This is a genomic window from Coleofasciculus sp. C1-SOL-03, assembly GCF_040220555.1.
In the GTDB taxonomy this organism is placed as follows: Bacteria; Cyanobacteriota; Cyanobacteriia; order Cyanobacteriales; family Coleofasciculaceae; genus Coleofasciculus.
Window position 1 is genome coordinate 21,031 of the sequence record NZ_JAVJUO010000021.1, and the last position, 14,088, is coordinate 35,118.

Here is a 14,088-nt window from a genome sequence, read left to right on the forward strand (position 1 = left end):
TTGTTAACTTATCGTAGGCTCGTGTTCAGTACATACGCTCGAACTACATTACCGGATAAAGAGATTTCTTCAGCTTGTTTGTCAAATTTATTTCTAGCTTTATCAATACCAATCTTTTGCGTTTTTTTATTCCTTGAATCCTGATCATCCCATTGAGGACAACTGAACCAGCCAATTAAATACAAACCATAACTACAAACATTATCTTTTAAGTAACGTTCAACAAGCTGAGTAGCCATTGCCGTCTTAACTTCACTATGCCAACACCCCTTAACTTCTATGATTACAGTTATCGAGTCATAAGTTTCACCATTGGGTCGCTTGAGGACAGCATCTACATGAATATCAGTTCGCTCTCCAGGTTCATTTCCATAACCACGCCTCAGTTCTACTTCACGATTGACAATAATGCCTCTTGATTTCAAGTCTTTATCAAGAAATCGTTTTACATAATCCGAAAAGGCATTTTCATCTATGGGTTTGAAAGTCTTGTCGCCAACCTTATCCCATAAATCTCTAACAGCAGGGGTTTCTCCTTGAAGTTCTAGTTCAAGACGCTTTAGAGATTCAATCAGCACATTGAGAAGTTGTTGACCATTTTGAACAAGACGCTTATTTTTATCGCTAACAAGTTGAAGTAACGCTTCTGGTTGAGGTGGTTTCCAGGTTTTGCGACGTGCTAAAATCTCGGTTTCCAGTAGCCTCTGTTGTAGTTTATCTTTTTGATCTGGAAGCTCACGGATAATTTTTCGTAGTGCGTCGCACGCTTCTGGAGTACCTCGTTCTTGCAGGCGTTGTAGAATATAGTTTTTCCACAATCTCACACTACCAATTGATTCTAGTATTTGAGCTTGAATACCAATGAGTTCATTCGTCTCAGGTTCAGGCTCTTCAACCTCTGGGTATTGCTGGGAAAGGAAAATGTATAAATCAGCTAGATATTCTTCCTTAAGCTCCTGTTCAATTTTACCTTTACAGGTAGCTTGAAATGCAATAGCTTCCAATACTTCCCGACCAAATTCATGATCTTGTTGTATAGTAGACCACAGAACTGACCAACTAGAGTTATTTGGGTAATTTGCAAGCAGACGCGCAGCAACAATCGCTTTAGCCCTTGCTTCTCCTGATTCAGGTATTAGTTTAGAAATAAAAGGTAGGGCTAAAGCTGTAGCTTGATCAACGTCATAATTAAAAATATCTGTTAGCAAAATTTCCAACATTCCAGCATTCAAGTCTTCATCGTGAACCCGACTGAGAATCAAACTCGCTAGACACTGATCCAGTAAATCACTTGTCAATCGATAGACATCATTACGATCAAAAGCGTGAGGCTGATAAGCATTTTGAATCATCAAACAGAGCAGTGCTTCGATAAATTCATTTTGAGCGCTCTGGTATGCTGTTTTCACTATCTGTCGGCAGAATTCATTTTCTCTTGCTCCATTGCCATCAAATAAACTTATAGATTTAAGAATAAGGGGTATCCACTTTGTCCATAGATCGGAGGAAATAGTTGAGATAAATTCCGGCTCTTGCTTGGCAATAAGATGCAGTGCTTGGTAGCCAGCAAATTCAGGATGAGAGAGATTATTTGTTCTCATCCATGTTTGAGTTTCTGGATCTCCAGCATCAAGGTAGCGTTTGGCAGTTTTGACAATTCTCGCTTTTGTATCTGCTTCCGCTTCTTCCCATCCAGGTAATCTTGTTATATCTGGCGTCAAAATATCATAGTGGTTATCGTTAGTACTTCTTGGCATCAGTGTCATTTCAACACATATTTGCCACCAGAGTTGAGGTTGGTCTGCTTCAACCTTGTCTATTGCTGCAAGCACTCTTTGCTTAGGTGGTGGATCGAGTAATGGTTCGGGTTCAGGAGGTTTTAACAAATTTTGCAATTCTAAATAACTTGCTTTTGCTTGTTTTGCCTTGGCTGAATCAAGTTCTATTGGTTCTAGATATGACGTAAATTTTGATTTCAAAATCGAATTATACTGACTGATATTGATAATAGTACTCAATTGTCCTGAACTATTCCAATCTAGCTTTTGGTAAATTAAGTACGCATATACCTTTTGAAGGCGATCAGATTTTGATTTTCGTAGACATTCTATCAACCACAAAAAATCTTCTTCTAAAATCACTAGTGGACTGTACTCACTATCACCTAGTAACCACCCCGGTTCTTTCGCTGAATCGGGAAGTATTGAAATGATTGCTTCTATGAGTTGGCGTCGTTTATGCTGATTTCCTGTCAACTCTTTTTTAAATAATGTATTGCTACGAGGATTCCCAAATATCAAATGTCTATTCATACCAATAAAGACAACTTGAGCAAAAGCTCTCATGATTTCTGGGTTTTCAAGATGCTCCCATGCTGTGAAAATGACTGTATGGACAAGTTTGTTAAATGGATAATGAAGTTCACGCCTAGATACTTGTTTCCCAATCCATTGAAGTACTACTGGCAAATCAGCTAACTGAAGACGCTGGGCAAACTCCCACGCTATGAACTTCTGATATACGCCGCCGATAGTAGGGATAACACCTCTTGATTTGGGTTGCGAGAAACAATTTAATACATCTTCAACTGTCATGTGGTTTGACCAAACAGCCCGGAGTCCATAACCCTTTAGTTCGTCGTTTGGATCATCTCCCGCTTCGCCAAGTGCAAGAGGTTTAAATCGTGCTTTGGTACTTTCGTCACCAACGTAACACACTGTACAAGCTGCATGTTTTCTAATTTCATGGGATTGTGTCGGATCAAGCGCAACATCTGCCAAACAATCTTGTACAGCTTTCTCATTACAGTGAAGTGCAATAGTGATCGCGGTAAGCCTTGACCATTGGCTCTTCGTCGAATCACAAATATAGGCACGCAGTTGGTCTGGTAATTTTGAGTGATTCAGATTGTCATACCGCAAATATTGAAAAAATGATAACTTTTCTTCATCATGTAGTCTGAGTAGTGATTCAACCAATTTGGCTTTATTCGACTCGTCTGTGGTGGCGATATCACTTTTAAGTAGTACATCTGGATCAGTTTTCATAATTTCCTGAAACAAGTCAGGCATCATACTAGCTAGCCAAGCCGCTGTTTCCTGTAATTGAGGAACAACTCTCTGATCTGGATGAATAATCAGAGCCAAAACTTGAGCCAAACTAACATTGTGCTGTAGCAAATACCAGGCGGCTAAAAATTCAGCATAAGTTTGATGTGCCCATCCCATTCGATTTGTGCCGCGAGATGAAAACAGTCCAGTGTCTAAAACCTCTCTAATTGCGTTTTCGGTAACTGGGCAAACTCTTCCATTAGCGGTTTCACTTCCTAAACATAGTTTTCCAAGCAGAACATCTTCATCAGGAACGTTTCCCCTGTTTTGTCCAATCCAAACAGCAAATCGTCTAGCAAAAACGGTGACAGCAGCAATACGGGCTGCAATAATCAGACGCTGTTCAACCTCAAGATTATTAGGTTTTCTTTGCGGATGATAGTTTTTCTCTCTCGGTTCTTCACAAAGTACACTACATCCTTGAAGGTAGAGATCTGCGAGCCGCTGATTGGCAGGAAACTGTCCATTGTTACGCTGAAAAATATTCACAAGGAAGTCCAGCGTAATTGGTTTGATTGCGAATGGTGCAGCACCTTTGCGATCAACCTCGTCCATAAATGCAGCAGGCTCTAAGCCACATCTCTCTACAGATCTCTCTACATCAATTCGACGTAGTGGAGTCAACTCGTAGATGCTTAAATTGTCCTTCGTCCAAAGTTTGTCTAATCCTTCTTCCAAAACATTTGGGAAAACAGCCGTCCGACACGCTATTCGGAGATAGAGGCGACTAAGTTGGTCGCGGTATTCCTCATTACCAAGTTCTTCAACTAGCAATGTTGCTAAGGTTTCAATCCTCAGCAAACCTTCATCCAAACTATCCAGAAATACATAGAGGCGGTGTGTACCGTTTATCCAGTCAGTGAAACGTCTAGATTCAAATAGATTGCGAACTAGCCGCTCCTCGCTGCCATAGGCTTGAAGATTGAGTGCAAGGACTTTATAAGTTTGGTTCGTTGTCCCTTCTGTATACTTTCTCAAGTTTTTCATCTCCTGAGATTTGCCAATACCTGGCTCTCCCAGTAAAACTAGGCATGGAATATCAGCGATCGCCTCAAGCGTCACAAGGTTAGGATTATAGTGCTGTCCCCATTCTGATTCTGGATCGACCAAATATCCGCGATCGCTGAGATCAATATAACCTGATCGAGGACACCAAAACCTTTTCCAATCGTAATCTCGCTCAGACATGCTGAATAAGTTTAGAGATATAAAACTCTCGTTTAAAGATCAGTTTAGCTTAAGTTCAATGGCACTGACAGGCAAGGAATGTTACACTCCTTAATTATAGTAGATGAGGCGAGGGTTTATAGCAGTTTGCGACTTGGTGGAGTACAGCAAACATTTATGATATCAAGTTATCTGAGCATAAAGTGTATTCAACTGAGTTGTAACCCGCTATATGGCGCTAAAGCGCAACTACGAACCTCGCTCATGTCAGCGATATCCTAATACCTCATCAAATAAGGGATTATTGATTATTTGTGAAAGGTATAAAAAAGTTGTATACTAGAGGACGGGGATAATTTGCGAGGCGGCAACCTCGATTGTTACTTGAGGCAGATCAAATCCTTCCAAGCTGTATCCATCCTCTTCACCTTCTGCCTTATGGTAATATTCCACAATTGTTGCAATATCTCCCCGTTTTAGGTTGTATTCAGGTAAGTCTTGAGCCAGGGCAACTTGGGAAAACAGAGGGTATTGTATTTTCATGAATTCGCTCCTTTATCTGGCACTATGGAATGAATAAGCGACCAACTCCCATATAGTTCTCAATGTCCAGTACAATCTCGATGAGGCGTTCAACACATCGCTCTCGATAGTCAAATTCGTCAAGGCGATCAAGACTACCAATTGTAACGACAGGAAATGAATTCGACGTGTTTTCTTGGCGTATGATTTGCTCCAAAGAATCATCACTCTTCATATTCCAGTTCGCTGTGAGAATCATCTTATGGTTAGCTTGAGCATAATTCCAGACAATGCGATCGCTACTATCCATCGACAATCCAGCTTCTGTAAACGTTACAAACTGGATAGACAGAAACTCCAGCCAACACCCTTTGGTTAAGATTCCAAGAAAAACCAGGGCATATCCATCAAGATTGTAGTCTACCAGAAAATTCATGGCGATTTTGAGGCGCGTTTGGCTTTTTGCTCCTCTAGCTTTGCCCATAAAGCTGCTTGACCTGGTTTACGGGGCATTGTAGCAATTCGGGCAAAGTGTTCGCGGTTGCGCTCTTCCCAATAGTGGCGAATTTCTTCTCTGGTTTGGAGAACGTGTTGATATTCAGCTTCTACTTGAGTGCGATTGGCTTCAAGATAAGACAATGCTGCATTAATTTGCTCATCCGTAAGGTTAAATTTATCGCGGATCAACTTAGGGGGATACTGAGCTTTCAAAAAATCCATCACATCATAGAGGGTGATGCGTGTCCCTAGGATAGTCAGTCCCCTTTCTGTACAGATGATTGCCCCTTTTTCATTTGATGCCAGAGTCATATCTGTAGCCCTTCTCTAACTAATTTAATATTACATCTACACAATATAAACTGTCATTTTTATTGTGGGTAAATTCAAGTAGGTTGGGTAGAGCGATCGCGAAACCCAACAGTCTAACCCGCTTGCATTGGGTTACTCTACCTTTCGGGTTCTCCTAGGCGAGTACGAGAAGGCGAGAGTCTACTTTCCAAAGACCAAACCTATAAACTAAGCTTTCTAACATTAGCTTACTAATATAATTCGATTGCTTTACGGATACGATAAGAGGTTTAAACCTTGAATGAATCTGTAATCGCGTTGATTGTTAGTAATGAATGGGCAGTTATACACTATTGCAGTAGCAGCAATAAGACTATCAGCAATGAGTAAGCCATGACTTAGCCGATATAAGCTTAACAATTCACTTGCGCCCCTACTACGGAAGACCCCACAATATGAACCGTCATTGTTCTTTTGGGTAAGGCAATGTCTTAGTTAAGACAACTGGGCGATCAGTACCAGTTGGTAAAAGATGAATGAAAATACGAATATCACAATTTTTGGCGTTCTCTGGCAAGGATGGTCTTTCTGCTGTTGCTTTTAGTACAAGCTTACCAGGAGCATCAATTATGATTTCGTGTCCTGTACTTTGAATTGTTAAAGGGACAGATATACTTGGATCTCCCCATCCACAATAATTTGTAGCTGGTTCTAAGCTGAGCCAATTAGATTTAATTCTGGGAATTCCGATAATTTCAAATTCTACTTTACATCGGTGAATAGGAATAACTATACGGTTCTTATTGTGAGGAACAATATACAATTCTAAACTCAACCGTAATTCATCAGGAGTGTAATGCCCTCGATCGTCTGTTTTTTCTATTGTTGCGATAAAGTCACAATCAATAATTTCAATTTCTGGTAGCCGTTCGAGTGGTGCTAGTAATCGAATCAGATCCGAACGACGTGCTGATCTTACCGATGTGTTTTCACGCCAAGGAACTTCAAGCTCAACAGCACCTGCGCCTTTAGATCCATAAACCGGATTTTTAACGACAAAAGGAGCGTGATCAGTTTCAAACAGTAAAGCTACAACTGTTTTCCCATCTACAGGAATATTTAATGGTATCATTCTTGGGGCTAGTTCATTAAAGCAAGACTCTACAGTAGAATACCAACTAGCAATATCGGTAGTATTAACTCCAATAACACCTTGTTTTCCATCAACACCTATTAACCAAAGTATATTTTCTCCTCGCGCCGCATTGGCATGACCTGCGATTCGACGAGCCGCTTTTTCTTTTTCTATCCAATCTCGCTTCAACTCAACTAGAAAATCTTCGTTAGGTTGACCCTTTTTGACGCAATCAATCACTCTCAATGCCCAGCTTTCAATTTGTATCGAATTCATTTTTACTTGTTTCTGTTTCTGCTATCTCAATTCGGTACTGTCCAATCTTCAAATACCAAACCAGGCACTTGTGCAAAATCACGCTGGTTGCGCGTAACGAGAATAGAATTTTCTGCCAGCACAATAGCGGCGATTCGCAAATCTTGTGTGCCAATGCGTATTCTTTGACGACGCAACTCCTGATAATGAGCATAAGCCGCTTCACTAAAGTCAATTAGGTTTAATCGGCTCAGATATTTCACCACGTCTCGCAATCCTCTATAAGCCCATATTAATCGTTCAGGTTGGGAGGATTGGGATGCTTTTCTGATCGCACTTAGCCATCCCCGTACTTGCTCTTCAACGGTTACGACAGTCACATCAATATTATTGGAATTAACTGCACTAACACGCTGGGTAACAATTGGATGAACTTGTTGCAAAAGTGTGACATGATCAGTGTCCAGAATGTATCGAGTCACTTGGCTTGAACCTCGGTGTCACGTTGACGATAATAAGCTTCTGTTTCCTGATCTAGTTCATGACGATAGGCTGCTATGTATCCTAATACCTCATCAAATAAGGGATTATTTTTGAGCGTAGCAGGAACCTGTAGTAAAGGATTCTGAGATTGAGGAGACTTGCCTGTTACTGGCTTATTCTCTTTTGTCTCAGCTATTTCCTTGATATTCTCTTGACGCTGCTTTTCCAGTCTTCGCCTGTAAAGTTGTTCAAATAATAAAGCCTGCTCTTCAACAGAAAGGGCTTCAATGGATTCAATTATTGTTTGCACAGATAGTGAGATAGTCATAAATGATGATTTAACCCTCATTTTTGGCTCTATTGTAACAATCTCCTACCCAAGAGTAGAGACGTTGCATGCAACGTCTCTACAATCCTGATTCAGCAAGCCCTAATTTAAATCAATCTTATCCAACTAACTCAGTCGCTCGCTTTGCCAAATTCTCTGCCGTTAACCCATTAAACGCCATAACTTGACCTGCACTCGATGCCGTTTCCCCACGCTTCCAGGCAAAAATATCCCGCTTGACGGTACTCCGTAACATCAACGGTTCCAGCATGGCACTGGCACCCCCGGTTACGCCAATCAATGCATCGCCACCAAACAATTGTTCAAACCCTTGATCACTTAAAAAGTGGCTATCGGGTTCCTTACAGGTTTCCCACGCCACATCATGGGGACGATACAAACGTCGGGGACTAATTACCGAAACAACTCGCACGCCAATCCCTTCATTTTCCAGGTGAACGGCTGCATCTAAGACGGGAATCAGTGGCATATCGCCAACCACGGCAAACACGACTTTCTGACTCCCTTCGGTTTCATGGAGTACCACACCGCCATCTTTTAACGCTTGACGGGTTTGTTCAAATGTCGTTAATACCGGTAAAGGAGACTTACTCGCTGTAATCGTAATCCCCTTATTCTTCATTGTCAGCGCCCAGTCATAACACACCTGGATACTATTAGCATCACAGGGAAATAAGGGAAACACATTACCATTCCGCATCATGGCAGCAAAGTAATTTTCAATCTCTGGACGCTGGTGAGTCCAACCGTTACGCCCTTGTTCCAATGCCCCAGCGGTAAATAAGGTAATTGTCGCAGGTGTTGGACGGCGCAATTCTGCCATGGCTTGGGTAACGGTTTGCCATATCGGTAACCCATTCACGGCAAAGGATTCATAGGAACACCAGAGAGTACGGGAACCAAACAAGGCTAAACTCGCCGCTAACCCCGCACAAGCATCTTCACTTAAGGGTTCGTATACCTGACCCTTGGGTCCCTGATAATAGAGGTCATCGACGGTAGGATGGAGAATCTTCAGCGCCACGTTAACATTATTAATCCCAGAGGCGGCATTCCCATCCGCGTTAGAAATGATAAAGTTAGGGTCTTGTTTCCCCACATGGGCAACTAACGCCCCCATCGCCGTCGTCGCCACTTGCTTATCACCCTTAATTTCAAATTCGTTTAAGGGTAATGTGCCTAAATCCGGTAACGATAACTCCTTCTCCGTCACCACCTGATGGGACGCCGGACCCCCAGCCGCCCGTTCAGAGTTGGTGCGTACCAGTTGCCACGCTTCTGGGGGTAAGGCACGTTGTTTCAAAGCCTGGACAATCTCTTCATTGTCTAAGGTATGGTAGCCGTAGAGGTTGTGGGCTTTAGCACCTCGCGCATGGACACCAGCGCCTTTAAGCTGTTTGATAATCAGTACGGTAAGCTTACCGCCCAGGGCAGATTTAGCGGCTTTGTCTGTCGCTTCTAATACAGCTTTGGTAAATTCCAATCGTTTTTCCCAGGAAAAGGCGGTGCTATCCACATATTCACCAGGTTGGTTGGCGTCGTCAAAGTCTTTGGCATTGACGAGGATAATTTCTTTAAATCCATTCCCTTCCCAATATTCAATCATCTCTTCGTTGGGTTTGGTGGATACCATGCTGTGGTGTTCCTGGGAGTATCCATTCCAAACTAAGATGGGCAGGAAGTTGGTGACATCGGGATAGGCGGTGTGGAAGTGACCAAAACTACTCATTACGTAAGGTTCACCAATCCCCCCGTCGCCAATCGTTACGGGGAAGAGGGTATCCCGGTGGAGTAACGCCCCCGCCATGGCGAAATGCTGCCCTTGTCCCAGGGGTCCAGCGGGGTTCAGTAGTCCAGGAATTTGACCGGATAGGTGTCCTAGGAGTCCATGCATTTCCCGGAAGCGTTCCCGCATCTGTTGCACGGTGGTAATCCCCATGTCCTCTAGGGAACGGTCTAAGAACATGGTGCTGTAAAAGCCGGGGGCATGGTGTCCAACTTCGGTAATAATATTTTTATAGCCCAGCATGATTAAGGCGGCGATGCCTTCGGCGACGCTGGCAAATCCGCCGGGATGACCGGATGCTTTGGATGCCGTGACTTGCAGGGTTAGGTAACGCAGGGCATCAGCCGCGAGGAGAGTTTGGAAGACAGCCGCTGGGTCAGATGGGGAGGCGATCGCAACCTTGTCCTCAGCAATGGCAGGTTTTCCACCATACGTCTCCAAACCTGGTAAGGCTTGCCCAAAATATTGGATGCCTTCGCAAAAGGCTGGAACGGGTGACGTAGTTTTTGGGGTTGTTGCAGTCATGCTGAGTACCTTAAATAATTGTATCGGTAGATTAACTTTATGAAAATTTTACAATGTTTTGCAACCTAAAGGTTGTTAAACTTAATCAATTTTGGGTTATGCAGTGATAATTTAAGGTAATCAGACTGGATTTACCGAAGAAATTAAATCTGTTTCATAGAATCAGGGTTATGTCAATAGGCGACAATTCGCTACTCTAAGAAACATGAACTCAAACACCCTGCCGTCAACAACCCGTCGATAAAAGCGAGGGCTCCTTATAGCCTAAGTTGACCAGCCTAAGTGCTACGCGCACTACGTTAACGGCAAGCGTTAAAGTTCCTACCTACGGATGCGTGCCAGTCTGTAGAGACGTAGCATGCTACGTCTCTACTCCCCCACCAATTTTGTTCAAGGAAAGTAGTACATCCTGCCCTGCTTTCCTCCCGTCGCTAAAAGCGAGGGTCTCCAGCAGGTTTTTAAAGATGAAACTGCCAGAAGGTCCGACAAGCCCTGCCATCGTGCAACTGATCCAGTGGATTATTGACCCTCTGGAATTCTTGGATAGTTGTGCCAAGCGCTACGGGGACACCTTTACCGTAAATCTGAGAAACTTTGAGCCTTTCGTTTTCCTCAGCCATCCCCAGGCAATTCGGGAGATTTTTACCACCGATCCCAAACGGTTTGACTCAGGGCGGGGGAACAAGTTGGGGGAATCCTTGGTGGGGGAAAATTCCCTATCGTTGCTTGATGGCGACCGTCACAGCCAGCAACGACGTTTGATTATGCCGCCCTTTCATGGAGAACGGATGCAGGCTTACAGTCAATTAATTGGCGACATTACCGAACAGGTTGCCAGTCAGTGGCAAGTGGGTAAGCCAATCTGTATTCGCGATCAAATGCAGGACATTACCCTGCAAGTGATTATGCAAGCCGTGTTTGGTCTACAGGAAGGGGCGCGTTACCAACGCCTCAAGCCCCTTTTAGCAGCCCTGTTAAATATGACTGACTCCCCGGTGAGTTCCAGTCTGCTATTTTTGAAATTTCTGCAAAAAGACTGGGGTGCGTGGAGTCCCTGGGGGCGCTTTGTCCGGCGCAGGCAGCAAATTTATCAACTTTTGCAAGCGGAGATTGATGAACGTCGAGACCAGTCACATCTAGAAGGGGATGATGTCCTTAGTTTAATGATGTCGGCGCGTGATGAACAGGGTCAGCCGATGACCGATGCGGAGTTGAAAGATGAGTTGATGACGCTTCTGTTTGCTGGTCACGAGACGACAGCGACGGCTTTAGCCTGGGCGTTTTATTGGATTCACAAGCGTCCTGAGGTCTATGAAAAACTGATACAGGAACTGGATAGCTTAGGGACTCACCCAGAACCGATCGCGATCGCAAAATTACCCTATCTCACCGCCGTTTGCCAAGAAACCCTGCGGATTTACCCGGTTGCTTTTATTGCCTTCCCCCGCATTACCAAAGCACCGATGCAAATTATGGGTCGTGACTATGACGCCAACACAACATTGTTTCCTGCCATTTACCTGACTCATCATCGCCAAGATATCTATGCCGAACCGGAACAGTTTCAGCCAGAACGTTTCCTAGAACGCCAGTTTTCTCCTTACGAGTATTTGCCTTTTGGAGGTAGTAGTCGCCGTTGTGTGGGTTTGGCATTGGCGCAGATGGAAATGAAACTGGTTTTGGCGACCATTTTGTCGCACTATCAGTTAGCGCTGAGGGATACCAAACCCGTAAAACCCAAACGTCGCGGCTTCACGGTTTCCCCAACAGGGGGTGTGCAGATGGTGATCAAGGGAGTGCGATACGTTCCTTCTTCAGCAGGCTTCGCCAACCCATCCAGCCCCAGTGCCTGTCGGTACGGCTAGGGCTGAAGTAGGGGCTGCTGAATAAAGGGAAGCAGGGGAAGCAGGGGAAGCAGGGGAAGCAGGGGAAAGGCGCGATCGCTACAATCAGAATAGATCCATAAGCGATTATCTTAAAATCACAAGAGATTACGTACTCCTATGACCGAAACTCAAGATAAACCAATCAATGAATCGACTCCTACACCAGACGCGAGTCAAACTCAGTCCGGTAATTTTCTGCAAAGTTGGAAATTTAGAGCTGGATTAATCACGACAGCCGTTGTTTCAATTTTTCTGGGTTTCTTCCTGCTGGTTTTCTTCTGGCATCACATTGTTGCTGGGATGGGGATGAATTCGTGGTCTAGTCGTGCTGGTGCAGAACCTATTGAGTGCATGATGAAAGATACCAACAATGATGGTTATGTGAGCTGTAGTGCCATGCGGAACGGTGACGTAGTTCCCCTAGAATGTGGCGTCAGTATCTTTAATATTGGTTGCCGAGTGAATTATGGCGCGGCGGCGGCTCCATCGTTGCGTTCTTCTGGTGGATCAATGCAGCGTTAGCCTCCGTGATGGGGTTAATGAAGCCTCACATTTGGGTTTTTGGTAGTTGAGTCAGATACCCGTCCGGAACCCGGAGTTCAAACTCCGGGCTGATAGCTAAAGTCCATTAAAATGGACTAAGACTAGAGATGCTTCCCTTGATAGTGGGAGAAGGCTAAAGTTCCTCAACTACGAACGAAGGACGAACGGATCAAACTGTCCGTCTCACAGTCTATAATGAAAAGTACAGACTAACGTGAGAACCGAAGACATTGACTTCCCCGATTCCCCCTGAATTCCTGAAAACCTTGACCGATGAACGCGGCGTGTCTGACACTGAACTGGAGGCGTTGTCGTTAGTCCTAACGGGCAAGTCAACTCAGGATGAGATTGCCCACTTCCTGGGGATCACTCCCATCGCCTTGCGGAAGCGATTGGGTGAAGTTTATCGCAAGTTTGAGATTACGGGAACGGGTCCGGGTAAGTTAGTTGAATTGAAACAGCGTCTCATCTGTGCTTATCAAACCCATCAAACTCAGTCCTCTCGGCGTCGAGATTGGGGAGAAGCGCCGGATATTTCGGTGATGTATGGGCGTCAAGAGGAACAGGAGAAGCTAAAGCAATGGATTGTCAAGGATAACTCGCGCTTAGTCGCTATCCTGGGAATGGCAGGAATTGGTAAAACCACGTTGGCGGTGAACTTGGCGCAGGATATAGAGGAGGAGTTTGAGTTTATTATCTGGCGATCGCTTAGAAATCCGCTACCCCTAGACAGTCTTTTAGCAGATTGGCTTGTCGCTTTGGGAAATCAGGTGGAATCGGATTTACCCAGAGACTTGAATGAGAGACTCTCTCTGTTGCGAGATTATTTAAACCAACACCGTTGTCTATTAATCCTTGATGATGTGGAGACAATTGTGCGAAGTGGTGATAGATTTGGACGCTATAGTCCTGACTATGAGGAATACGGGTTACTTGTGAGACAAGTTGGTGAATCGTCCCATCAAAGTTGTTTATTACTTTGTTCTCAAGAAACCCTGAGAGATATCCGGCGCTTAGAGACAACTCGTCCCTCGGTTCATTCCTTACCACTTAATCCTTTACCCGACGCCGCCGCCCGCCAAATCTTAGCTGAAAATGGGTTAACGGGTGAGGAAAAATGGGAGAGTTTGATTCGGGATTATCAAGGGAATCCTTTAGCTTTAAAGTTAGTCGCGGCGACGATTCAAGAGTATTTTAATGGGGATGTGGTGGAATTCACCAACCTGCAAACTATTTTAGTTGATGATATTTTTCGGGAAAACCTCGACCGACAGTTTGAGAAGTTATCGGATTTAGAGAAAGAAATTATACAGAGTTTAGCGAGTCAAGATAAGCCACTGTCTCTGAGAACGTTGCAAAAAAATAATTCTATCTCGTTTTCGGAATTATTAGAGGTACTGGACTCCTTACGGGGACGTTCTCTGATTGAGAAGACTGGGGGAGATCGGAAAAAGACGAGTGAACCCTTTTTTACCTTACAGCCGATTATTAGAAAATATGTGAAAACGTTCAAACTGAATGATTTGTAGAGACGTTTT

General features: G+C 44.0%; 12 protein-coding genes. 3 read left to right on the forward strand and 9 right to left on the reverse strand.

What is annotated here, in order from left to right; all coding sequences use genetic code 11:
• Positions 1-8 precede the first annotated feature (8 nt).
• From RIE73_RS02560 to RIE73_RS02600, 9 genes are all read right to left on the reverse strand, one after another.
• Positions 9-4,298: an NACHT domain-containing protein gene (locus tag RIE73_RS02560; RefSeq protein ID WP_446399687.1), complete on the reverse strand. Its 4,290-nt coding sequence runs from the start codon at positions 4,296-4,298 to the stop codon at positions 9-11.
• A 318-nt stretch (positions 4,299-4,616) separates the two neighbouring features.
• Positions 4,617-4,820: a DUF4926 domain-containing protein gene (locus tag RIE73_RS02565; protein ID WP_446399688.1), complete on the reverse strand. Its 204-nt coding sequence runs from the start codon at positions 4,818-4,820 to the stop codon at positions 4,617-4,619.
• A 22-nt stretch (positions 4,821-4,842) separates the two neighbouring features.
• Positions 4,843-5,235 carry an ACP S-malonyltransferase gene (locus tag RIE73_RS02570; protein ID WP_446399689.1) on the reverse strand — a complete coding sequence of 131 codons (393 nt, stop codon included), beginning with the start codon at positions 5,233-5,235 and terminating at the stop codon, positions 4,843-4,845.
• The gene (locus RIE73_RS02575; RefSeq protein WP_446399690.1) at positions 5,232-5,609 is read right to left on the reverse strand and encodes a DUF433 domain-containing protein; all 378 of its coding nucleotides are present in this window, start codon (positions 5,607-5,609) and stop codon (positions 5,232-5,234) included. Before RIE73_RS02575 ends, RIE73_RS02570 begins: the two co-directional genes overlap by 4 nt.
• A 249-nt stretch (positions 5,610-5,858) precedes the next feature.
• The gene (locus RIE73_RS02580; RefSeq protein ID WP_446399691.1) at positions 5,859-6,008 is read right to left on the reverse strand and encodes a PIN domain-containing protein; all 150 of its coding nucleotides are present in this window, start codon (positions 6,006-6,008) and stop codon (positions 5,859-5,861) included.
• A 43-nt stretch (positions 6,009-6,051) separates the two neighbouring features.
• Complete coding sequence (locus tag RIE73_RS02585; protein WP_446399692.1) at positions 6,052-6,999, reverse strand: hypothetical protein; 948 nt, start codon at positions 6,997-6,999, stop codon at positions 6,052-6,054.
• A 26-nt stretch (positions 7,000-7,025) separates the two neighbouring features.
• A complete protein-coding gene (locus RIE73_RS02590) occupies positions 7,026-7,460 on the reverse strand; it encodes a type II toxin-antitoxin system VapC family toxin (protein WP_446399693.1) in 435 nt (144 codons plus the stop codon).
• The gene (locus tag RIE73_RS02595; protein ID WP_446399694.1) at positions 7,457-7,789 is read right to left on the reverse strand and encodes a hypothetical protein; all 333 of its coding nucleotides are present in this window, start codon (positions 7,787-7,789) and stop codon (positions 7,457-7,459) included. The genes RIE73_RS02590 and RIE73_RS02595 overlap by 4 nt, the downstream gene beginning before the upstream one ends.
• 118 nt (positions 7,790-7,907) lie before the next feature.
• A complete protein-coding gene (locus RIE73_RS02600; protein WP_446399695.1) occupies positions 7,908-10,121 on the reverse strand; it encodes a phosphoketolase in 2,214 nt (737 codons plus the stop codon).
• A 464-nt stretch (positions 10,122-10,585) separates the two neighbouring features.
• Here RIE73_RS02600 and RIE73_RS02605 point away from each other — a divergent pair, with 464 nt between their 5' ends.
• The 3 genes from RIE73_RS02605 to RIE73_RS02615 all read left to right on the forward strand — a co-directional run bounded on the left by RIE73_RS02605 (position 10,586) and on the right by RIE73_RS02615 (position 14,079).
• Positions 10,586-11,986, forward strand: coding sequence for a cytochrome P450 (locus tag RIE73_RS02605; protein ID WP_446399696.1), 1,401 nt, complete (start codon positions 10,586-10,588; stop codon positions 11,984-11,986).
• A gap of 138 nt (positions 11,987-12,124) precedes the next feature.
• Positions 12,125-12,529, forward strand: coding sequence for a hypothetical protein (locus tag RIE73_RS02610; RefSeq protein ID WP_446399697.1), 405 nt, complete (start codon positions 12,125-12,127; stop codon positions 12,527-12,529).
• A 251-nt stretch (positions 12,530-12,780) separates the two neighbouring features.
• The gene (locus RIE73_RS02615) at positions 12,781-14,079 is read left to right on the forward strand and encodes an NB-ARC domain-containing protein (RefSeq protein WP_446399698.1); all 1,299 of its coding nucleotides are present in this window, start codon (positions 12,781-12,783) and stop codon (positions 14,077-14,079) included.
• Positions 14,080-14,088: the final 9 nt, after the last annotated feature.

Excerpts from the sequence above, each read along its gene's own strand:
- RIE73_RS02595 (WP_446399694.1), bottom strand. The coding sequence starts at position 7,789 with ATGACTATCTCACTATCTGTGCAAACAATAATTGAATCCATTGAAGCC.
- RIE73_RS02570 (WP_446399689.1), bottom strand. The coding sequence starts at position 5,235 with ATGAATTTTCTGGTAGACTACAATCTTGATGGATATGCCCTGGTTTTT.
- RIE73_RS02610 (WP_446399697.1), top strand. The coding sequence starts at position 12,125 with ATGACCGAAACTCAAGATAAACCAATCAATGAATCGACTCCTACACCA.
- RIE73_RS02605 (WP_446399696.1), top strand. The coding sequence starts at position 10,586 with ATGAAACTGCCAGAAGGTCCGACAAGCCCTGCCATCGTGCAACTGATC.
- RIE73_RS02575 (WP_446399690.1), bottom strand. The coding sequence starts at position 5,609 with ATGACTCTGGCATCAAATGAAAAAGGGGCAATCATCTGTACAGAAAGG.
- RIE73_RS02585 (WP_446399692.1), bottom strand. The coding sequence starts at position 6,999 with ATGAATTCGATACAAATTGAAAGCTGGGCATTGAGAGTGATTGATTGC.
- RIE73_RS02600 (WP_446399695.1), bottom strand. The coding sequence starts at position 10,121 with ATGACTGCAACAACCCCAAAAACTACGTCACCCGTTCCAGCCTTTTGC.
- RIE73_RS02560 (WP_446399687.1), bottom strand. The coding sequence starts at position 4,298 with ATGTCTGAGCGAGATTACGATTGGAAAAGGTTTTGGTGTCCTCGATCA.
- RIE73_RS02565 (WP_446399688.1), bottom strand. The coding sequence starts at position 4,820 with ATGAAAATACAATACCCTCTGTTTTCCCAAGTTGCCCTGGCTCAAGAC.